Origin of the sequence: Pseudaeromonas sharmana (genome assembly GCF_042649925.1) — a bacterium.
GTDB classification, from domain to species: domain Bacteria; phylum Pseudomonadota; class Gammaproteobacteria; order Enterobacterales; family Aeromonadaceae; genus Pseudaeromonas; species Pseudaeromonas sharmana.
The window spans coordinates 67,519-87,587 of sequence record NZ_JBHSAF010000005.1; the positions used below are offsets into that span (position 1 = coordinate 67,519).

21 protein-coding genes are annotated in these 20,069 nt (G+C 62.0%); 9 read left to right on the forward strand and 12 right to left on the reverse strand.

The genetic code is table 11. The features are described 5' to 3' along the window. Positions 1–142: 142 nt before the first annotated feature. From modD to ACFOSS_RS06275, 4 genes are all read left to right on the forward strand, one after another. Positions 143–1,000 (forward strand): ModD protein, encoded by an 858-nt coding sequence (modD, locus tag ACFOSS_RS06260; protein ID WP_377151303.1) that lies wholly within the window; start codon positions 143–145, stop codon positions 998–1,000. Between the two features lie 354 nt (positions 1,001–1,354). Then, the gene (locus ACFOSS_RS06265; RefSeq protein WP_377151304.1) at positions 1,355–3,439 is read left to right on the forward strand and encodes a hypothetical protein; all 2,085 of its coding nucleotides are present in this window, start codon (positions 1,355–1,357) and stop codon (positions 3,437–3,439) included. Further along, positions 3,409–4,227 (forward strand): DUF3142 domain-containing protein, encoded by an 819-nt coding sequence (locus ACFOSS_RS06270; RefSeq protein WP_377151305.1) that lies wholly within the window; start codon positions 3,409–3,411, stop codon positions 4,225–4,227. Before ACFOSS_RS06265 ends, ACFOSS_RS06270 begins: the two co-directional genes overlap by 31 nt. Beyond that, the gene (locus ACFOSS_RS06275; RefSeq protein ID WP_377151306.1) at positions 4,220–4,456 is read left to right on the forward strand and encodes a Rho-binding antiterminator; all 237 of its coding nucleotides are present in this window, start codon (positions 4,220–4,222) and stop codon (positions 4,454–4,456) included. The genes ACFOSS_RS06270 and ACFOSS_RS06275 overlap by 8 nt, the downstream gene beginning before the upstream one ends. Before the next feature lie 127 nt (positions 4,457–4,583). On the opposite strand, the gene ACFOSS_RS06280 is transcribed toward ACFOSS_RS06275, so the two are convergent. From ACFOSS_RS06280 to ACFOSS_RS06290, 3 genes are read right to left on the reverse strand one after another with little or no spacing between them, the layout of a single operon-like run. Beyond that, positions 4,584–5,480 carry an aldo/keto reductase gene (locus ACFOSS_RS06280; RefSeq protein WP_377151307.1) on the reverse strand — a complete coding sequence of 299 codons (897 nt, stop codon included), beginning with the start codon at positions 5,478–5,480 and terminating at the stop codon, positions 4,584–4,586. Further along, positions 5,467–5,904 carry a GlcG/HbpS family heme-binding protein gene (locus ACFOSS_RS06285; RefSeq protein WP_377151308.1) on the reverse strand — a complete coding sequence of 146 codons (438 nt, stop codon included), beginning with the start codon at positions 5,902–5,904 and terminating at the stop codon, positions 5,467–5,469. Before ACFOSS_RS06285 ends, ACFOSS_RS06280 begins: the two co-directional genes overlap by 14 nt. Continuing rightward, a complete protein-coding gene (locus tag ACFOSS_RS06290) occupies positions 5,901–6,875 on the reverse strand; it encodes an aldo/keto reductase (protein ID WP_377151309.1) in 975 nt (324 codons plus the stop codon). The genes ACFOSS_RS06285 and ACFOSS_RS06290 overlap by 4 nt, the downstream gene beginning before the upstream one ends. A 113-nt stretch (positions 6,876–6,988) precedes the next feature. Here ACFOSS_RS06290 and ACFOSS_RS06295 point away from each other — a divergent pair, with 113 nt between their 5' ends. Then, the gene (locus ACFOSS_RS06295; protein WP_377151310.1) at positions 6,989–7,429 is read left to right on the forward strand and encodes a helix-turn-helix domain-containing protein; all 441 of its coding nucleotides are present in this window, start codon (positions 6,989–6,991) and stop codon (positions 7,427–7,429) included. Here ACFOSS_RS06295 and ACFOSS_RS06300 read toward each other — a convergent pair. From ACFOSS_RS06300 to cra, 4 genes are all read right to left on the reverse strand, one after another. Continuing rightward, positions 7,426–7,866 carry a hypothetical protein gene (locus ACFOSS_RS06300; RefSeq protein WP_377151311.1) on the reverse strand — a complete coding sequence of 147 codons (441 nt, stop codon included), beginning with the start codon at positions 7,864–7,866 and terminating at the stop codon, positions 7,426–7,428. The two genes, ACFOSS_RS06295 and ACFOSS_RS06300, sit on opposite strands and share 4 nt — an antisense overlap. Before the next feature lie 107 nt (positions 7,867–7,973). Then, positions 7,974–9,194, reverse strand: a complete 1,221-nt coding sequence (locus ACFOSS_RS06305; protein WP_377151312.1) for an aldose 1-epimerase family protein — start codon at positions 9,192–9,194, stop codon at positions 7,974–7,976. 219 nt (positions 9,195–9,413) lie between these two features. Continuing rightward, a complete protein-coding gene (locus ACFOSS_RS06310; protein WP_377151313.1) occupies positions 9,414–9,881 on the reverse strand; it encodes an RpiB/LacA/LacB family sugar-phosphate isomerase in 468 nt (155 codons plus the stop codon). A gap of 70 nt (positions 9,882–9,951) precedes the next feature. Continuing rightward, complete coding sequence (gene cra / locus ACFOSS_RS06315; RefSeq protein ID WP_377151314.1) at positions 9,952–10,938, reverse strand: catabolite repressor/activator; 987 nt, start codon at positions 10,936–10,938, stop codon at positions 9,952–9,954. 248 nt (positions 10,939–11,186) lie between these two features. On the opposite strand from cra, the gene fruB reads away from it, so the two are divergent. From fruB to ACFOSS_RS06335, 4 genes are all read left to right on the forward strand, one after another. Next, entirely contained in the window at positions 11,187–12,326 is a 1,140-nt protein-coding gene (fruB, locus tag ACFOSS_RS06320; protein WP_377151315.1) for a fused PTS fructose transporter subunit IIA/HPr protein, read from the forward strand. Then, positions 12,323–13,276 (forward strand): 1-phosphofructokinase, encoded by a 954-nt coding sequence (gene pfkB / locus ACFOSS_RS06325; RefSeq protein ID WP_377151316.1) that lies wholly within the window; start codon positions 12,323–12,325, stop codon positions 13,274–13,276. The genes fruB and pfkB overlap by 4 nt, the downstream gene beginning before the upstream one ends. Before the next feature lie 10 nt (positions 13,277–13,286). Beyond that, complete coding sequence (gene fruA, locus ACFOSS_RS06330) at positions 13,287–15,020, forward strand: PTS fructose transporter subunit IIBC (protein WP_377151317.1); 1,734 nt, start codon at positions 13,287–13,289, stop codon at positions 15,018–15,020. 344 nt (positions 15,021–15,364) lie between these two features. Beyond that, on the forward strand, positions 15,365–15,610 hold the full coding sequence (locus ACFOSS_RS06335) for a hypothetical protein (protein WP_377151318.1): 246 nt from the start codon (positions 15,365–15,367) through the stop codon (positions 15,608–15,610). A 15-nt stretch (positions 15,611–15,625) separates the two neighbouring features. Here the strand turns inward: ACFOSS_RS06335 and ACFOSS_RS06340 are convergent, their stop codons facing one another. From ACFOSS_RS06340 to aztA, 5 genes are read right to left on the reverse strand one after another with little or no spacing between them, the layout of a single operon-like run. Continuing rightward, entirely contained in the window at positions 15,626–16,630 is a 1,005-nt protein-coding gene (locus ACFOSS_RS06340; protein WP_377151319.1) for a nickel/cobalt transporter, read from the reverse strand. Position 16,631: 1 nt separating this feature from the next. Beyond that, positions 16,632–17,285 (reverse strand): DUF1007 family protein, encoded by a 654-nt coding sequence (locus ACFOSS_RS06345; RefSeq protein WP_377151320.1) that lies wholly within the window; start codon positions 17,283–17,285, stop codon positions 16,632–16,634. 3 nt (positions 17,286–17,288) lie between these two features. Then, positions 17,289–18,233 carry a metal ABC transporter substrate-binding protein gene (locus ACFOSS_RS06350; protein ID WP_377151321.1) on the reverse strand — a complete coding sequence of 315 codons (945 nt, stop codon included), beginning with the start codon at positions 18,231–18,233 and terminating at the stop codon, positions 17,289–17,291. A gap of 25 nt (positions 18,234–18,258) precedes the next feature. Then, complete coding sequence (locus ACFOSS_RS06355) at positions 18,259–19,128, reverse strand: metal ABC transporter permease (protein WP_377151322.1); 870 nt, start codon at positions 19,126–19,128, stop codon at positions 18,259–18,261. Beyond that, complete coding sequence (aztA, locus tag ACFOSS_RS06360) at positions 19,125–19,868, reverse strand: zinc ABC transporter ATP-binding protein AztA (protein ID WP_377151323.1); 744 nt, start codon at positions 19,866–19,868, stop codon at positions 19,125–19,127. The genes ACFOSS_RS06355 and aztA overlap by 4 nt, the downstream gene beginning before the upstream one ends. Between the last annotated feature and the right edge of the window lie 201 nt (positions 19,869–20,069).

Genomic DNA, 20,069 nt, shown 5'->3' on the forward strand with positions numbered 1-20,069 from the left:
CCATAGCGGCCGCGTGGTGGCGACGAAAAATGAGTTTTAACTCGAGGTGCGCCAGCGAGCGTTATCACCCCGGATGTATAAGGCGTGGCGACAAATGCGACACGGGTTGTCGGGTTTGTGACGCCCGCAGCAAGGAGAGGACATGCTCAATCCCTATCTGTTATCCGATGCATTGCTCAGCAGCTGGTTGCTGGAGGATGCCCCGACCGGTGATCTGACCGGCTTGTTGCTCGGGCTCCCCGAACGACATGGCGTTCTGCACTTCACGGCTCGTGATGCTATGTGCGTCTGTGGCAGCGAGGAGGCGCTGCGCATGGGACAGCTGCGCGGTTTGACGTGCGCAGGGACCATGGTGGCCAGCGGCCGCACCTTGCAGCCCGGCGCGCCGATCCTCAGCCTCTCCGGGCCAGCCAATGAGCTGATGGTGGTGTGGAAAATGGCGCAGACGCTGATGGAGTACCTCTCCGGCATCGCCAGTGAGACCGCCGAGCTGGTAGCGCAGGCACAACAGCAGCAGCCGGGCGTGGTGGTCAGCTGCACACGCAAGCATTTTCCCGGTATCAAGGCGGCGGCGATCAAGGCTATCCTCTGCGGCGGCGCCATACCGCATCGGCTCGGACTCTCCGACAGCCTGCTACTGTTTGCCGAACATCGCCAGTTTGTGCCGCAGCTTAGCCCGGCCGAGCTGGTGCAGCACTACCGGCGGCACAGTCCGGAGCGCAAGCTGGTGGTGGAGGTAGTGACGTCCGCCGAGGCACTGGCGTGGGCTCAAGCCGGCGTCGATGTGTTGCAGCTGGAGAAGTTTTCACCGGTGCAGATCGCAGCCCTGCGCGCCGAGCTCGAGCCGTTGTCGCGGTCTCCGGTGATCGTGGCGGCTGGTGGCATCCAGCGGTCGAATGTCCGCGCCTACGCGGCCAGCGGAGCGGATGTACTGGTCACCAGTGCACCTTATCAGGCGCCGCCGCGGGATGTGCAGGTGCGCTTTACTCCCATGCCATGAAAACCTGTTCAGCACTCGCTAAGCCCGGATAAATGATCCATACTGGCTACAACTACTTCTCGGTGTCTTTTTGAGCGACAACACCTAGATTTACCTGAGGAGTGTGTCCCCGAGCCCGGCCCAACACGGCCGGGCTTGTCATTTCTGGCCGCCAGGGTCGGCGCTCCGGGATGATTAAATTTCGCTTAATAATCCTCGCAATTTCACCGTGCTTTTTCCGTGTAATCCCGCTGCCGCCGAAAAGCGGTGCGCGGCGACGATTTGCGCAGGTCGGGGTGGCCGCCTGCGTTGCAGGACGGCATAATCCCCAGCAACTCGATTCAAATGACAACATCATTGTTCTGGAGAGACACGATGAATGCGTTTGCTTACCGGCCGCTGGCCGGCGTGGTTCTGCTGGCCTGTTCCGCACCGGCGTTGGCGTGCGCCGATATCGACTGTTCGCCACCGCTGACATTACAGCTGCAAGCTGAGCAATGCGGGCTGACCGGACTGCCGTTCCTGTCTCCGGATAACGACACCCGCATTACACTGGCCTTGCTGGCTGGCGAGCAGGGATTGGCGACCTTGGCCACCGTGAGCGACCAAGCCGGCAAGACAACGCCGCTGGCTGTGCCGTTTGCGGTCAGCGATTTGGCTCCGCCGGAGCCGGTCGTCGACAGCACGGACTGGCTGACCCAGGCGACGGCGCTCGGGGTCAACCCGGCCGTGCTGCAGGCGGCACAACAGCGGGCCGAGGGCTGGCTGGAGGGGCGTTGTGCGTTGAATCGTCCGGCGGCGGCCAGTGCCTTCCTGCAGGCGCTGCCACAGGCGGGGCTGAGCGCGGAGGAGGCGCGCGCGCTGGCCGAGGCGCGTCTGGTGTTGCTCGGGCAGTGCCAGGCGGACGGGCTGCCAGACTATGCCGCGCTGCCGGCCTCGCCCGCGGCGGCGCCGTATCGCGATTATCTGTTGGCCGCCCGCGCTTTCTATCTGGGGGACTTTTCCGAGGCGCAGACCCGTTTTGCCGCGCTGAGTCAGCAGGGCAACGCCTGGCCGCAGCAGACGGCGCTGTATATGCTGGCCCGGGTGGCGATCAATGCCGCCCAGGCCAATGCGCTGGATGAGTACGGCTTCTTCGATCCGGGCAAGGTGGATGCGCTGCAGGCCAGCGAGGCCGCCCAGGCGCTGGATCGCTATCTGGCGGCCTATCCCCAGGGACAATATGCCGCTTCGGCCAGGGGGCTCTATCGCCGCGTGCATTGGCTGGCTGGTGATGGTGAACAGTTGACGGCTGACTACCAGCAGGCGCTCGCCGCCCCGCAGGATATGACGCTGTGGAACGAGATCGATCTCAAGCTGCTGAGTGACGGCAAGGGCAGTGGCGATCCGCGTCTGCTGTTGGTGCAGGATCTGCGCCGGCTGCGTCCGCACGCGGAATACGAGACCCGCTGGCAGCCGTTGACCGCCGAGGAGCTGGCCACCCAGCAGGCGGCGTTGACGCCGGCCGCCTGGTTTGACTATCTGCAATGGGCGCAACGTTACTATGTGGCCAGGGACTATGCCGCCGTGGCCGCCATTGCGCCGCTGTCGGCGGGTCAGTCACTGGATCTGCTGACATTCAGCCGGCAGATGTTGCGAGGAATGGCGTTGATGGCGACTCAGCAATGGACACCGGCCGAGGCGCACTGGCAGCAGTTGGCCGCAGCCAAGCCCGATGCCCTGCAGCAGCAGTTGATCGAGCTGGCGCAGGCGCTGACGCTGGAGCGCGCCGGCAAGGTGGCCCAGCTGTTCGCCGCCGACAGCCCGGTGACGCGGCCGGCGCTGCGCGATCTGTTGCTGCGCTTCTCGGCGCCGGCGCCGTTGTTGCGTCAGGTGGCGCAGAACGGGCAGCTGCCGACCGAGTTGCGCAACACGGCGCTGTTTACCCTGCTGTACAAGGATCTGCTGCATGGCCAGTATCGTGATTTCGTCACCGATCGGGCGCTGTTGCAGCCGGCGCTCGGCTCGACGCCGTTCGACCTGGCACCGTTCAGCCAGGGCGCCCACAGCGAGGAGGGGTATGCCTGCCCGGCATTGGCCGACAGCGTGGCCACGCTGGCCAGGCAGCCGACGGCGCAGGCGCGCAATTGCCTGGGCGAGTTTATCTACCGTCAGGGTTGGGATCTATCTCCGCTTGGCAGCAAACCCGAGGCTAGCCTGCTCGGCGGCGCCGCCGATCCGTTCGCCGGTGCGGCGCAGGGGCGGCTGGCACTCTATCGGCAGGTGATCGCCGATGCCAAGGCCCCGCAGGAGGAGCGCAGCTATGCGTTGTACCGCGCCGTCAACTGCTTTGCCACCAGCGGTTACAACCATTGTGGTAGCGAGGAGATCCCGAAAGAGGAGCGCAAGCGCTGGTTCCTGACGCTGAAGAAGCAGTATGCGCAATCGCCGTGGGCTCAGCAGCAGAAGTACTACTGGTGAGAGGCAGGTATGTGAGTGCTGGTATTGTGGTCGCCGGCCTGGCGCTACTGGCCATGGGCTGGACGGGCAGCTTGCCGCCAGCCGGGCAACCGGTACAGGTTGACGCCAGCACATACCATCATTTCTGGCTGTGGGGGGGCGTGCGGCCACAGCCTGTCCTGGCGCAGGCCAAGCGGATCTACCTGCTGCAGGGTGAGATTAGCCGCAGTGGCAACCGTACCCGGCTCCAGCCACAAGGCGTGCCGCCATCGCCCCTGCGGGTGCCGGAGCTGTGGCTTAGTTACCGGGTGTCGACGCTCGACTGGTCGCCAACTGTGGTGCGTGATCTGCTGCGCCAGCGCGCGGCATGGCAGGCACAGGGCAATCAGGTGAGCGGGATCCAGATTGATTTCGATGCCGCGACGCCAGCACTGGCCGGCTATGCCGATTTCTTGCGCGCCCTGCGCCGGCAACTGCCGGCCGATTGTCAGCTCAGTATCACAGGCCTGCTCGACTGGGGGGCCAATGGCGATATCAGGACACTGAACGGTTTGCACGGGGTCGTCGATGAACTGGTGGTGCAGACGTACCGTGGTCGCCACACCGTTGCCAACTATCAAGCCTATCTGCCGGCCTTGCGGCATTTGACGTTGCCATTTCGCCTTGGATTGGTACAGCATGGTGACTGGGACTTGCGCTGGCAGCGGCAGTTTGCCAGCCAGCCGAACTATCGGGGCGAAGTGGTGTTCTTGCTGAATGCCACCTTGTCCCCGACTCCGGACTCGTCGCGGGAGGGACGTCATGAGTGAGTATCAACCAGTCGGCTGCGCGCTGATCGAGCGCCTGGAGTTGGCGACTCTGCAACGCCGGGAGATAACCGTGACGCTCAACGATCACACCCGACATCGCGGGCGGATTCTGGATGTTGAAACCCGCGCCGACAAGAGCGAGTGGCTGCTGCTGTCATGTGCGGCAGGAACGCCACCGTTGGCAATTCGCCTCGATCAGCTTCAGAAGTTGGAGCTGGATGAGCGCTAACCGCATGTCATCATAGCCCCCAGAGCCGATGCATATCAGGGGTCGTGCCGGCCGCGGTGTTTCGGGGAGGCGGCACGGCGTGTGTGATGCCCTCCCCGTCGCGGATAACCGCAGAGTGGATGCCGGATCAGACTTGCCCTACCCACCAGCCCGGATCCTGGCGGTGGAAGGCTTCGCGCAGGCGGCGATATTCGTCATCCGGCAGCGGGCCGTTCAGCAAGCTCACGTTGTGCTGCAGGTGAGCCGGGTTGGCGGTTCCCACTATGATGCTGCTCACTCCCGGGGTATAGGCGCTGAAACGCAGGGCCAGCTCCTGCCACTCCAGGCCGGGTGGTAGCAGGTCCGGATCCCGCTGGCGCATGGTATCCCAGCGCCACCAGTACTCTTCGGCATACTCCCCAACCGGGCAGGCGGCAAAACGCCAGGGCGCGTTGGCGACCGGACGCTTGGCGATCACCCCGAGCCCGGCGGCGCCGGCCTGGGGCAAGGTCTGCTGGATGACGCGCTGATCGCACAGGCTTAGCGAATGCTCGACACTGCCGAACAAACCGGAATTCACCGCCCAGGCCAGCTCGTCGTTCTCACCGGAATAGGCGATGACCCGGATTTTTCCAGCCTGTTGTGCCTCTTGCAGCGCCCGGATGGCATCGCCCTGCTGCAACACGGCCAGCGAGCAGGAGTGGAGATGGACTATGTCCAGATAGTCGGTCTGCAGGCGCTGCAGGGCCGAGTCGACGCCGGCCCGGATGCAGCCCGGGCTCCAGTCGGCGTGACCGGCCATGTCATATCCCACCTTGGTGGAGATCACCAGCTGCTGACGCTGGTGGCCAAGATGTCGGCCAAGGCGCTCCTCGGAGAGGCCATAGCCGCGGGCGGTGTCGAAGATTGTGATGCCCTGATCGACGGCAAAATGCAGCAGTCGGGCCACTTCCGTCTCATCGAGGCGAGCGTCGCCGATCTGGCCTGCGCCCAATCCCAGCACCGAGACTCGTAATCCGGTGCTGCCAAAATCACGATATTCCACGGTTGAGGTCTCCGTTGCTGATGAGGTGCTGACCCAGGGCATGGGTCAGCTCGGTGGCCAGGCGATGATCTTCCTCTTCGCTCAGACCACTGATGCCGACGGCGGCCACCACGGCTCCCTCATGCCAGAGCGGCACGCCACCGGCAAAGCCGGTGAAACGGGCATCGCTCCAGTAGGGCAGCGTGCGTCCCGAGTTGCGGCTCCAGGCACCCAGATCGCGCGTGGACTGTCGATCGCGGGCTGCGGTATAGGCCTTGTTGCGTGCTAGCTCGCCACTGTGCAGGCTGGCGCCCGCCATGCGCGTGAAGTGCAGCAGTTCGCCGTGGCTGTCAGTGAGTGCCAGAGAGATAGGCGCACCGCTTGTCTGTTGTTGCTGCAGCAGAGCCTGCAGCAATGGCTGCAGGCGTAATGGACAGAGCATCATGGCAGTTCCTGGCCGCGGGCGGAGACATACAGCTGGTACCACTCTTCACGACTCAGCACTACCTTGAGGGCGTCGGCGCAGGCACGAATGCGGCCCGGGTGTGCCGTCCCGATCACTGGCTGGATACCGGCCGGATGACGCAACAGCCAGGCGAGCAGCAGGCTTTCGGCGGCGACCTGATGTTGGGCGGCCAGTTGTTGGACCAGGGCTGCGGTGGCGTGTACGGCGGCCGGTGCATCCTGAGGCGCGGCGCCACTATACCAGCCACGAGCCAGGGCACCCCAGGCTTGCAGCTGCACACCATGTTGCTGGCAATACTGCAGCGTATCGCTCCAAACCCGGCTGCCCTTGCCTTGATCGTCATTGAAGCAGGTGCCGTTTTCGATCCAGTCGTGCTTGAGCAGGCTCATTTCCAGCTGGTTGGCAACCAGCGGATCCGGCAGTGTCTGTTGCAGCAGCGCCATCTGGCCGCTGTGCATGTTCGAGACCCCCAGCTGACGTACCTTGCCGCTGGCTTTCAGTTTGAGCCAGGCTTCGGCAATCTCCTCGGCCTCCATCAGCGGGTCGGGGCGGTGCAGCAGCAGCACATCCAGATACTCGGTGCCGAGGCGTTGCAGGATGCCGTCGACGCTGGCAAGGATATAGTCCTGCGACAGGTCATAGCGTTTCGGCCCGCTGCCATCGGCAAAGCGAATCCCGCATTTCGATTGCAGCAACAACCGCTCGCGCAGGCCCGGATCCTGTTTCAGCAGTTCGCCAAAGACCTGTTCTGCCTTGCCGAGGGTATAGATATCAGCGTGATCGAACAGCGTGATACCAATCTCGAGGGCGGCTTCGACTGCGGCGGCCGCATGCCGCCGTTCCTGGTCACCAATTGGCTGGGCATCCCAACTACCACCCAGACCCATACAGCCGAAGACCAGGCGACTGCTGGTCGGCACTGTGCGTTGCAAGACAAATGATTGGGTCATGCTCTTCTCCTGAAGGGTTCCTTTGCTACACTAGCGTAGCCGATAGCTTCTCGTACTATGGTGCGAGAAATCAACACTAAAGTTCGATATTTGTCGTTTGAACGGAGTTTTTCATGACGTGTGCTGCGCCGGAAACCGAAAACAGCTTTGCCGATCGCCTGCGATTGTTGATTGGCCACGAGAGTGTTGCGGCGTTTTCGCGGCGAGTCGGCCTGTCGGAGGCGATGATCCGCAAGTATCTCAATGGCAGTGAGCCGACGCTGTCGCGGGCTAACCAGATCGCCCGGCAGGCCAATTGTTCGCTGGAATGGCTGGCGACGGGGCAGGGCTTTCAGTACCGCCAGGCCGAGGTGGTGGACATGCCGGCGCTGGAGGAGGCGTTGATGCTGGCACTGGAACAGCTGGACGAGGATACGCCCCTGTCCAACGAGAAAGCGTTAAAACTGCTGGTGGCGCTGTATCAGTACCTGAGAACCACCAAACGTGCCGATGGTAGCCTGGATCTGGAGGCGACCCGCGACTTTGCTCGCTACCTGCATGGCCTGTGTTGTTAACGGGCCATCGAATCGATGCCGGCGGCTTCGCCAGCATGGCTAATCTGCGTGCTGAGCCAGTGTTCTGCCTCGTTGTCACTAGCGCAGAAGTGACAGCGGATCCCCGAGCTCAGGTAAATATTGCTCCAGAATGAGTGCAGCAAGGCGCTGGCACCGGGGTGGATCAAGCGAATTGCGGTAGCACAGCGACCGAGCGCCACATGCTGGCGCGTGGTCTCGATCAGTGCGGCGGTGGCCTCCGGGGTCATCAGAACATCCCCTTCTATGCGCAGATAAACTCCCCAGGGGGCACCAGCCAATTGCGGAATCAGCTGTGCTACTTCGTCCTGATACTGTTCTACCAGTTCACGGTTGATGCCCTCGGCGATGGTGACGATGAGCATGGGTGGGCGCATCTCAACGCGGTAGTAACCATGCTGGGCGGACGTTAAGGGCATAGCTGGCTCCATGGCGGACTCTGAATACCAGTCTAGCCTGCTAGGTTTTCATATGAAATCCGTCCAGCAGGAATCGTGACGGGGCGCCGTCCGCGCCCCGGTGACGACTATTTCTTGCTTAAATCGACCTGCGGCTGTTTGACCTCCCGTACCGGGTCACTGCCTTGCAGCTTGGCGACCTGGGACAGTGCCGTGGTGGTCTCGTCAGCGTTGCGCAGCAGGGTATAGCTGAGATCGAAATGCTTGGTCTCACCCGGCTGAATCTTCGGTACCAGCCCCAACGGCCGTTGGTATTTGGTGTTGTAGGCATAACTGGTGCCCGGTTCGATGCCGGTGACATAGCCCTGTTGCTTGGTATCCGTGTTCTTCCACAGCGTCAGCACTGGCAGTTGCTGGATGTTATAACCGACGGCGACCCCGGCATTGCCGGCCTGGTTGTGCAACACCGCCAGCGTGTTGCCCTCCGCGTCACCCTTCGGCTTGAGGTTGAACACCATCTCATCGAAATCCTTGGTCGGTGCCAGATAGGTTTGCCAGCTGTGCAGCCCCTTCCTGGCGTAGTCGTTGAACGGTGAGATCTCGCTGGCGGCGGTGACAAACTTGGCTCCGGCTTCGAGGATTGGCGTCCCGAAGTTGCTGTGATAGATGATCTGATATTCATCGACATAATCGGCGCGGTTGGTCAGCGCATCGTGTAGCTCGAAGCGGTTGCTGCCTGGTTCGACGCTCAACTCGGTGGCCGTGACCAGTTCCGCTTTCTTGAAGGTACGTTCGCTGACTTCGCCCAGAATGCGAATGCGGTGCGGTGCCTGGTCGTCGATGATCACCTTGACGCTGGAGGCTGGCGTATTCTGCACCCGACCATGCAGGCTCAGCAGCTGACCATTCTCATCGACACCCGGATGACCGGTCCATTCATAGCCGCAGCGCACCATCATCTCGTTGAAACCATCCAGCCAGCCCAGGCCGTTGCGGCTCTCCAGATCGATGAAGGCGGGATTGACGATCTCCTTGACCGGAGAGTCCCAGCCGAGGCGCAGATCACCGCTCTTCACCTGGTAGATGCCCATGCCGCGCGTGGGCACCAGGGTGATCTCCATGACGCCATTGTTGACCACCAGAATATCGACGCCCTCCTGCTTGCCGCCATGCAGACGGCGTTTTTCGATACTGAATGGGGTCGCCGCGTCGATACCCAGACTCTTGCTGCTGACTTGCCAGTTGCCCACGTCGCGGCCAGTGGCTGCATCGGTGAGGACGAACTCGGCGGCCTGCGTGGAGAAGCTGGCCAGCGCCAGCAGGATGGCAGAGGTAAGAGGTTTGATCATGTTTGTCTCCCGTTATCGTGTTTTTCACAAGATGAATCGTTTCAGCGAGAGCAAAACTAGTGATATTACCGATGGATCGACAAGCCTCGAATGATGCTTATGTGAGTCAGCTGACACAAAAAAGCCACCCGGGGTGGCTGAAATTCGCGCTGAATCCCAAGCTGGGAAACGGCAGGTGCACAGAGGAATCGACCATGAAAATGTGTCGTTCGGAGCTCTTTAGTCGGCGGCTGCGACAGTTCTGTGTTTGCGATCGATCGCCTTGACCTTGTCGACCCGGCGCTGGTATTTGGCATCGGTCAGCATCGATGTGGTCATCCAGACGCGGACGATCTCGGCAGCGATTGCCGAGCCAATCAACTTGCCGCCAAGGCAGAGCACGTTGCTGTCGGTGTGCGAACGCGCCAGACCGGCACAGAACGGATCCTGGCAGACGGCGGCAAAGACCCCCGGCAGCTTGTTGGCAATCAGTGCACTGCCGTAACCGACGCCATCGATAAAGATACCGCGCTCCACCAGCCCCTGACTGACGGCCTGGGCCGCCGGGTAGACGCTGTCCGGCAGGTCACAGGCCTGCTCATCGTAGGCACCGAAATCCAGTACCTCATGACCCATTGCGCTCAGCTGGTCGCTGATCTCGCGTTTTAATGCAAAGCCAGCGTGATCGCTGGCGAGAGCAATTTTCATGTCTGTCTCCTTGGTGACGGTCAAGCGTCACCCGGGTTATCACCGGCCACGATCGGCAGCCGGCATGGGATTAACTACGCACTTTCAACAAGCGGGGCACCACCTGGATGCCCGGGCGATAGTCGTGTTGCGTGGCGGCCAGCGTCAACGCCAGGGCCTGCTCGGCGATCAGCGGGAATTGCTGGGGCAGGGCATTGACCCGTACCGGCAGGAAATCGAGCAGCCGGTTGTCCCCAAAGGTGGCCAGCCGCATCGACGCCAATGTCTGCGGATGGGCGGCCAGGACATCCAGCACCCCTTCCAGCAGCACGTAGGAGGTGGTCACCAGCGCTTCCGGCAGCGTGCCTTCATCCAGCCATTGCTGACAGATAGCGGCACCGACATCGCGGCTGAAATGAGCGCCGTAGCGACAATCGGGTTGCAACTCGGGGGCCATGGCCGCCAGTGCGGCGCGAAAGCCCTGCTCACGCTGGCGTGATACGGCCATCTCGGGGACGGCACCGAGCAGACCAATCGTCGCGGGTACCGGCGTTAGCAGCGATGCCGTCAGCTGTTGTGCGCCTTGCAGATCCTCGCTGATGACGGAGGCAAAATGGCCCGGATCCAGCGCCCGGTCGAGGGCGATGACCGGGGTGCCCCGCGCTTGCAAGGCGACATAAAACGGGTGTTGCGCCTCCAGCACGCTGGAGACCAGCAGTGCATCGATGCGTCGCGCCACCAGAATATCCGCCAAGGCCATCTCGGTGGCAGGGTCATCATCAGAACAGGTGATGATCAACTGGAACCCCTGTTCCCGCGCGCGCGCTTCGAGCAGCTTGGCCAGTCGTGCGTAACTCTGGTTTTCCAGATCCGGCAGTATGAAGCCGATCAGGCGGGTGCTACCGAGGCGTAGCGCGGCGGCGGCTTGATCCGGTCGATAGTTGTGCTCCCGTACCACCGCCATGACCCGCTCGCAGGTCTGGGGACTGATACGGTGCTGCTCCGCCTTGCCATTGATGACATAACTGGCCGTAGTGCGGGATACCCCGGCCAGACGGGCCACATCTTCTAGTTTCATCTTGCTTCTCCGCAGGCGATTAACGTCGCGCCCTGTTCACAATGTGCGCTGCGTCATAATAAGGAAATCTCCTTGCCGTGACGAGCTTGAATATATCACTGAAACGATCCAGCATTGGTGCTGAAACGATTAATTTGTGATTTGGGGCGCTAAAAACCGAGGCTTCCCGGTTGGCTCCAGCTCTTTCCCGGTTCTATAACTGAACTGGAAGGGAGCAACCCGAAGTGATTTGAGCGAGGTGATACACCATGTTGACGCTGCAACAACAAGATGTGCGTTTGGGGGCCAAGGCCACCGACAAGCAGGATGCCATTCGCCAGGTGGCAGCCTCTCTGACCGAGGCGGGGTTGGTCGCGGCCGGCTATGTTGACGGCATGCTGCGCCGTGAAGCCCAAACCGCCACCTATCTGGGAAGCGGTATCGCCATTCCCCATGGCACCACCGATACCCGGGATCAGGTTCGGCAGACCGGCGTCAAGGTGCTGCACTTCGCCGACGGGGTCGAATGGGCCGAAGGGCAAAAGGCTTACGTGGTGATCGGCATTGCCGCTAAATCCGATGAGCACCTCGGCATCTTGCGTCAATTGACCCGAGTGCTGTCCGATGACAGCGTCGCCGAGCAGTTGCGTGCGGCGTCATCCGTCGAGACCCTGACCGCGTTGTTGAATGGTGAGCAACAATCCCAACCGCTGTTGCTGGATGCCAGTACCCTGCTGGATGCCTTCCCGGCACGCGACCTGCTGACCCTGCAGGCCGCCGCGGCCGGTCTGTTGGCCAATGCCGGCGCGATCGGTGCCGCGGCCGTGCACTCCGTAGTCACAACAGACCCGCTGTATGCCGGGCAGGGATTGTGGCTGGCCCGTGTCGCCGAGGATGTCAGTCGCACAGCCGTGGCGCTGGTGCGCTGTGCCGCACCGTTTGATATTGCAGGGCAAGCAGTGCAGGGCATGGTGCTGATCGCGGCGTGTGATAGCCAGCATCAACCCGTACTGAGTGCGCTGATCGAAGCCCTGGCCGGCCAACGCATCGAGGCCTTGTGGCGTGCTGAGCTGGCGGCCATCCCCGCCTTGCTGGGGGCCGCACCGCAAATTGTTGCCCCGGCGGGGCACGAGGCGACCTTCACCATCATCAACCCGCATGGCCTGCATGCGCGCCCGAGCGCCATGCTGGTCAAGACGGTCAAAGAATTCGAAAGCCAGATCTGGGTGGCCAACCTGGATGGCGATGCCAAGCCGGTCAACGCCAAGAGCCTGATGAAACTGGTCAGCCTCGGGGTGCGTCAGGGGCATCGCCTGCACTTTACCGCCGATGGCAGCGATGCTCCGCTGGCACTGGAGAAGATTGGTCAAGCTATCGCCGACGGGCTCGGTGAAGGAGCCGGAGAATGAGTCATTACTCCCCTGCCCCATTGCTGACGCTGACACCGAATCCGGCGTTGGATTTGACCGGGCATCTGGATCTGCTGCAGCCCGGTGTCGTCAATCTGATGAATGCCGGTCATCTGCACCCGGCGGGTAAGGGCATCAATGTGGCTCGCGTCCTCAAAGATCTGGGGGCTCATGTCCGGGTTGGCGGTTTCCTCGGCGCCGAGAACCAGGCTCCATTCCATGCCCTGTGTCAGGAGCAGGCGTTGGAGGATGCGTTTCTGGTCGTGCCCGGTGCGACCCGTATCAACGTCAAGCTGGTTGAGCAGGATGGTCGGGTGACGGATCTGAACTTCCCCGGTGTGGAGGTCGGCGAGCCTGAGCTGCAACGTTTCGAGCAGCAGCTTTTGACGCTGTGTCACGGCGTTGACTATGTGGTGCTGGCCGGCAGTCTGCCGCGTGGTGTCAGCCCGCAGCGGATGCAGACCTGGTTGGGCGCCCTGCGCGAGGCAGGCAAACGCGTACTGTTTGATAGCAGTGGCGCGGCGCTTGCGGCCGGTCTCGAGGCGCGTCCCTGGCTGATCAAGCCCAACGAGCATGAACTGGCCGACTGGGCTGGCGAGCCGTTGGCGGATGGCGAGGCGTTGATGGCCGCGGCCGAAGCGCTGCAGGCCCGTTATCAGATTGAACATGTCGTGGTCTCGCGAGGCGCGGACGGCGTCTTGTGGCTGGCCGGGGATACCTGGTGGCGGGCCTGTCCGCCGCGCATGCAGGTAGTCAGTACCGTGGGGGCCGGTGATTCGATGGTGGCCGGCTTTGCCTGGGGGTTGAACCAGCACTGGGATCCGGAGCAGACACTGCGTCTGGCATCGGCGGTCTCGGCGCTGGCGGTGACACAAATCGGGGTCGGGATTGCCGATCACAAACAACTTGCCGACATGATGGCGAGTATCCAAGTTGCACGTATCCGTTGAGGGAACGCAGATGAGAGTTGCGATTGTTACCACATGCCCAAGTGGCATTGCCAACAGCGTCATCGCTGCTGGTCTGTTGGAAAAGGCGGCCAAGGATCTGGGCTGGCAAGCCCGCATCGAGTGCCATAGCAAGGTCAGTCCGGTACAGGCATTGACGGCTGAAGAGATCGCACTGGCCGAGATGATCGTCGTGGTCGGTGATGGCGTCGACCTGGCCCGCTTCAACGGCAAACCCCTGTATCAGGCTGCGGTTGCCGCTGTCTTGCCGGATGCCGCCGGGTTCCTACAGCGTGCACGTGTCGAAGCCGCCCCGTACCAGCATGTGGCCAAGGCACCACAGGCCGCTGCCAGCCAGAAACGCATTGTGGCCATCACCGCCTGCCCAACGGGCGTGGCGCATACCTTCATGGCAGCCGAAGCCATCGAAGAGGAAGCCAAGAAACGCGGCCACTGGGTCAAGGTTGAAACCCGCGGTTCCGTGGGTGCCAAGAATGCGCTGACCGCCGAAGAGATTGCCGCGGCCGATCTGGTGATCATCGCTGCCGACATCGAAGTCGATCTGGCGCGCTTTGCCGGCAAGCCGTTATACAAGACCAGTACCGGCGCCGCACTGAAGAAGACGGCGCAAGAGCTGGACAAGGCGTTTGCCGAAGCCAAGCCATGGAGCGCAGCGGCAGCGGGCTCCGCTCCGGCGGCCAGCGGTAAAGCAGAGCTGCCCGGTGTCTACAAGCACTTGATGACCGGGGTGTCGCACATGCTGCCGCTGGTGGTGGCCGGTGGTCTGTGCATCGCGCTGTCGTTCATCTTCGGTATCGAGGCGTTCAAGCAGGAAGGCACGCTGGCCGCAGCGTTGATGAAGATTGGTGGCGCCTCGGCGTTTGCCTTGATGGTGCCTATCCTGGCCGGTTACATCTCGTTCTCGATTGCCGACCGTCCGGGCCTGGCACCGGGTCTGATCGGCGGTATGCTGGCCAGTTCGCTGGGTGCGGGCTTCCTCGGTGGTATCGTCGCCGGTTTCCTGGCGGGTTATAGCGCCAAATGGGTGGCACAAAACGTCAAGCTGCCGCAGACCATGGAGGCGTTGAAACCGATCCTGATTATTCCATTGGCGGCTTCGCTGGTGACGGGTCTGGTCATGATCTATATCGTCGGGGGTCCGGTTGCCGCTGTGATGAATGGTCTCACCGAGTTCTTGAAGGACATGGGATCAGCCAACGCCATTCTGCTGGGCATCCTGATCGGCGCCATGATGTGTTTCGATCTGGGCGGACCGGTCAACAAGGCGGCATATACCTTCGGTGTCGGCCTGCTGGCGTCCCAGACCTATGCTCCGATGGCCGCTGTCATGGCTGCCGGCATGGTACCGGCGCTGGGGATGGGGCTGGCCACTTTCGCCGCGCGCAACAAGTTCACCGAAGCCGAGCGTGAAGCCGGCAAGGCCTCGTTCGTTCTGGGTCTGTGCTTCATCTCCGAAGGGGCGATTCCGTTCGCTGCCCGTGATCCGATGCGCGTGATTCCGTCCACCATGCTGGGTGGGGCCGTAACCGGTGCGCTCTCCATGTGGCTGGGCTGTACCCTGATGGCGCCCCACGGTGGCCTGTTCGTCATGCTGATCCCGAACGCCATCAACCATGTGTTCCTGTACCTGCTGGCGATTGCCGTCGGCACGGCCGTGACCGGTCTGTTGTATGCCGCGCTCAAGCCGGCCGACAAGAGCGTGGCCGCGGTAGCTAGCAAAGCCTGAGTGATTTGAGTCGATGTCCTTTATTGCCCGACCCCTGGTCGGGCTTTTTTTATTCTCTCGGTATGGTTCTGGTTATTTATGCCTCTCTTTTAATGCGGAATAAATAAGTAACACGATGAATAAAAACCGTTTTTTGGTTCTGGTTATACTGCTGAAAAATAATGCTATTGAGGCTCAATTTATCGGTTTTTGCCGCACAGTGATCGATTAACGGGTTATTTTAATGCCCCTGTCATCACTGACAGGTGTGATTAAAAATGCATATTTATAGCGTTAAATTTGCATTTTTCAGCGTCTTGCGTATGTTGGAGATCAGGGCATTGATGCGTATCACAGGGGGCACCATGACACTGGATGAAATCACGCTACTGAGCCGGGAGGGGGGGTGGCAGGCCGCCCACGTCGAGTTCGACCCCTTGAGTCTGGAGTGGGTGGTCGATCTGGCGGATCAGCAGGGCCAGCGCGTCGCCCTGACCGACGCCAAGGGCGCACGAGTCGGCTTCGCCGACGAGCGGTTGGCCGAAGCGGCGCTGGCTGACTATCTCGACTGTCCGATTCTGCTCAGTCACCAACAGCGTCGCTACGACTGAATCTGCTGGCTCCCTTCAGCGCGGCAGCAGCAGCGAGGTGGGGGCCAGCATCAGGCTGAGGCCCAGGACACACAGCAACAGGCCGCCCAGCAGGGCAACCGTGTGTGTCGCGAGTTGCAGCGTACCCGCCGCGGGATGCCGCCGCGCAAGCAGTTGTTCCGACAGATGGCGAGCGCGCTGGCTCAGCACCGCCAGCAGCGTTACCGTCAGCGCCGTCCCGGCGGCCATACCCAGAGTGGCGATGACACCTAGCCAGAATTGATTCAGCACCCTGGCCAACACCAGCACCAGCAGGGCGCCGCTGCAGGGACGCAATCCCATCGACAGCAGCAGGCCGAGCCGCTCATGCCAGTGCTGACTGGTATTCAGTCGCTGGCTGTCGGGCACATGAGCATGGCCACAGCCGCAGGCCGGGGCGGGTGTCTCGACAGGCGCCGCGATCCCTGCGCCGGGCTGCCATCGCTGACGCTGTGGCTGTATCTGGCGCACTGTACCCAAACGCTTGGGTTGCGGGCGTTGTAACTGCTGTCGCAGCCGTTGACCGGCACGCCAGACCAGCCAGAGGCCGAGCAGCGACACCAGCAGAAAACTTCCGCGCTCCAACCATACCGCTGCGCCCTGCGCCTGACGGGCCGTCAGGCCGAATAGCCAGCCGGCCACGCCGATCAGCGCGATAGCGACCATGGCCTGCAACAAGGCGGCGGAGACGGACAGCTGTACCGCCTGTCTTAACCGGGTTGGCTGGGTCGTCAGGTAGGTGGCGAGCACCACCTTGCCATGGCCGGGGCCGGCGGCGTGAAAGATGCCGTAGGCGACGCTGGCGCCGATCAGGCTCAGTGCCGTGCCTGCGGGGTCCTGGCTGGCGGCGCGCAGCAGCTGGCCGAGCTCGCGGTGAAACTGCATCTGCCAGCGCAGCAGGCGCCAGGTCAGTTCCGGCCAAATGCCATACAGCCAGATCCCGGCGGCCAGCAATGCCAACAACAGCGATGCGCAGAGACAGGCAAGACGCAAGGTACGCATATCAGTTTCCACTCTGCGGGCAAGTAACGATGATCTGCTCGGCAAACGCGGAGCCCAGGCCGTCATCCCCTTGTTGGGTTTTGTCCAGAGACAGGGCAAAGCTCATCTGCTCTGCACTGGGGTTCGGCGGCTGCAGCCGGCGCTGACACTGGCTGGCGCCAGCACCTTCAAGCTGGATGGCGCGCTCGGTGTGGTGCAGCATTTCGACGTAATAGGTGGAGTCGTAAATCGCGAATTGCAGACGGTGGCCCGCTAACGGCAAGGGCTGTGCCAACGGCAGCGTGTAGTCGATGCGGATCTGACCGTCGCTGACGCTGACCTTGCCCTCTTTGGCCGGGCCGAAATGGACTTTTTTGCCATCCAGTGTCATGCGATTGAGGTAGTTCTCGGTGGCCAGGTTCGCCAGCGTATCCTGCAGGAACAACGCCAGCTCCTGTTGCTGGCTGTGGCCCTTCTCCTGTGCCTCATCGAACACGGTGGCACTGTAGAATTCGTCGAACAACCAGCTCAGGTGCAGCTCGGTCAGTCGTTGCTGCTCATCAATCTGCAGCCGGCTGACCATGTCAATCCAGCTATGGGGGTGTGCCACCACCGGCAACGCCACCCCCGACAGGCTGAGTCCGACCAGCAGGCCGACACACGCAAGGCGCCTCATCGATCAAGGTTTCTCCAGCGCCGCCAACAGGGTGTTCAAATTGTGTTCCAGCATGGCCAGATAGGTGGCGGCTTCACCTCCGGCTGGAGAGAGGGCGTCGGAGTAGAGTTCGCCCCCTACCCGGGCATCCGTTTCGCGCTCGATCTGCTGGATCAGATTCGGGTTGCTGATGTTCTCGACAAACAGCGCCGGGATCTTCTCACTGCGGATCTGCCGAATCAAGCCGGCAATGGCGGCGGCCGACGGTTCTGATTCGGTGCTGAGCCCCTGGGCGCCGATCAACGTCAGCTGATAGGCCTGGGCCAGATAACCGAATGCATCGTGGGAGGTGATGGCTCGGCGTCGGTCTGCCGGCAGCTTGGCGAAGCGGGCACGGAAGTCGGCATCCAGCTGCTGCAGCTTGGCCTTGTAACGCGCTGCGTTGCCGGCATACAGACTCGCGTGTTCCGGGTCGACCTGACTCAGGCCGCGAGCGATGTTATCGACATAGATCAGCACATTGGCCGGATTGTTCCAGGCGTGGGGGTCAATCCCGCCATGATGGTGATGATCGTCGTCATGATCATGCCCGGCCTGTTGATGAGTGTCATGATCCTCATCCTCATCCTCATCCTGCATCTGGTGGGGCTGCACCCCCTGGCTGGCGACCACTTTGACGCCCTGGAAGCCGGAGGCAGAATCCAGCCGCTCCAGCCAGCCTTCGAAGCCAAGACCATTGCTGACCAGTAGCTTGGACTGCGCCAGGGTACGGATATCCTGCGGCGTCGGTTGATAGACATGGGCGTCGCCGTCCGGGCCGACCAGTGTCGAGACGGCAACCTGGTCGCCGCCAACCTGCTGGACCAGATCGCCAAGAATGCTAAATGTCGCGGTGACAGGTACCTTGGCCAACGCCAGGGGGCTCATCAACAGCCCCAGCGTCAGTAAAGAAGATCGAATCAGTGGCATGGTAACTCCTTGTTGGCAATCAGGGTCAGGCTTCCAGGTGACGCAGGCGGATATAACGCCACATCAGGCCGCCTTGCGGCCCCGCCAGCAGCGACAGGAAGTAGATGACACCCAGGGTCAAAATGATGGTCGGGCTGGTGGGCCAACCGAGATGATATGAAAACAGCAGCCCACTCAATGCGGAGACGAAGGCGGCCAGGCTCGAGCCCAACAACATGGGTCCAAGGCGGCGTGTCCAGTAACGCAACGCTGCTCCGGGCAGGATCATGATGCCGACTGACATCAAGGTGCCGAGGGCGTGGAACCCGGCGATCAGGTTCAGTACGGCCAGCAGCAGGAATGCCATGTGTACCCAGCTGCCGGCGCGACTGACGGTGGCCAGGTAATCAGGATCCAGGCATTCGAGAACCAGAGGGCGCAGCAGAATGGCCAGGGCGATCAGGGTCACGGTGCTGATGCTGCCCAGCAGCCACAGGGCACTGTCGTTGAGTGCCAAGGCCGAGCCAAACAGCACATGCAGCAGATCGACACTGCTACCGCGCAGCGAGATCAGCAGTACACCCAGCGCCACCGAGATCAGGTAAAAGGCGGCCAGCGAGCTGTCTTCGCCGCTCTTGGTGCTGCGTGCCACGGCGCCGGAGAGCAGCACCACCAGCCCGCCGGCAACCAGGCCACCCAACGTCATGGCTTCGACCGACAAGCCCGCCACCAGATAACCGATAGCGGCCCCTGGCAGAATCGCGTGGGACATGGCGTCGCCAGTCAGGCTCATACGGCGCAACATCAGGAAGACCCCGATGGCGGGGGCCGACAGACTGAGTGCCAGGCAGCCGGCCAGGGCACGTTGCATGAACTGGAAGTCGCTGAACGGTGCCAGCAGCAGGTCGTATATCATGAGGTGTGCTCCGGGGTGGTGCGGTGGCATTCACGGGCGTCGGGATTTGGCGCCGTTGGCAGGCCGCGCGCCCGGTTCAGGTTGGCCTCGGTAACGACCGCGTCGGTGGCGCCCCACGCGATCACATCCCGCGCCAGCAACATCGCCTGCGGGAAATGCCGGCTGACCTGATGCATGTCATGTAGGACGGCGATCAGCGTCTTGCCTGCGGCTTGCCATTCGCGCAGCAGAGCCAGCAGATCTTCGCTGGTCTGGGTATCGATGGCACTGAAGGGTTCGTCGAGCAGCATCAGCGGGGCATCTTGTAAACTGAGACGGGCGAACAGCGCGCGTTGCAGCTGGCCACCGGAGAGGGCATCCAGGCTGGCATCGGCCATGCCGGCCAGACCGACTCGCTCCAGAGCCCCTTCGATTTTGTGGCGTTGGGCATGGGCCAGGCGACCAAACAGACCGCAGTGCTGCCATAAGCCCATGGCAACCACCTCGCGTACCGTCACCGGGAATTGCCGATCGATACGGCTCTGCTGTGGCAGGTAGCCAATGCGATTGCGGGGAATGTGTAACTCGATGCGACCTTCCAGCGGCGGCAACTGACCGAGGATCCCCTTGAGCAGCGTCGATTTTCCACCGCCATTCGGTCCGATCACGGCCAGCAAACTGCCGGCTGGAACCTGGCCGTGCAGGTGATGCACCACCGGGTGACGGGCGTAGCCAAGCGTCAGGTTATGAAAATGCAGCATGATTTAGCCCATGGCCCAATAGAGAACACCCCAAATCAGGGCAATTGGCAGTGTCACCCAGAGCAGACGAACCCAGGTACCAGTCAACAGGAGTGAGTGCATATCAAGAATTTTTCTCATCTAACGTAGTCGGCTGTTATAACATAACATTGGCAGAGTGCAATGCCCGGAGCAAAAGAAATAGGGTATGCTGGCAGGTGC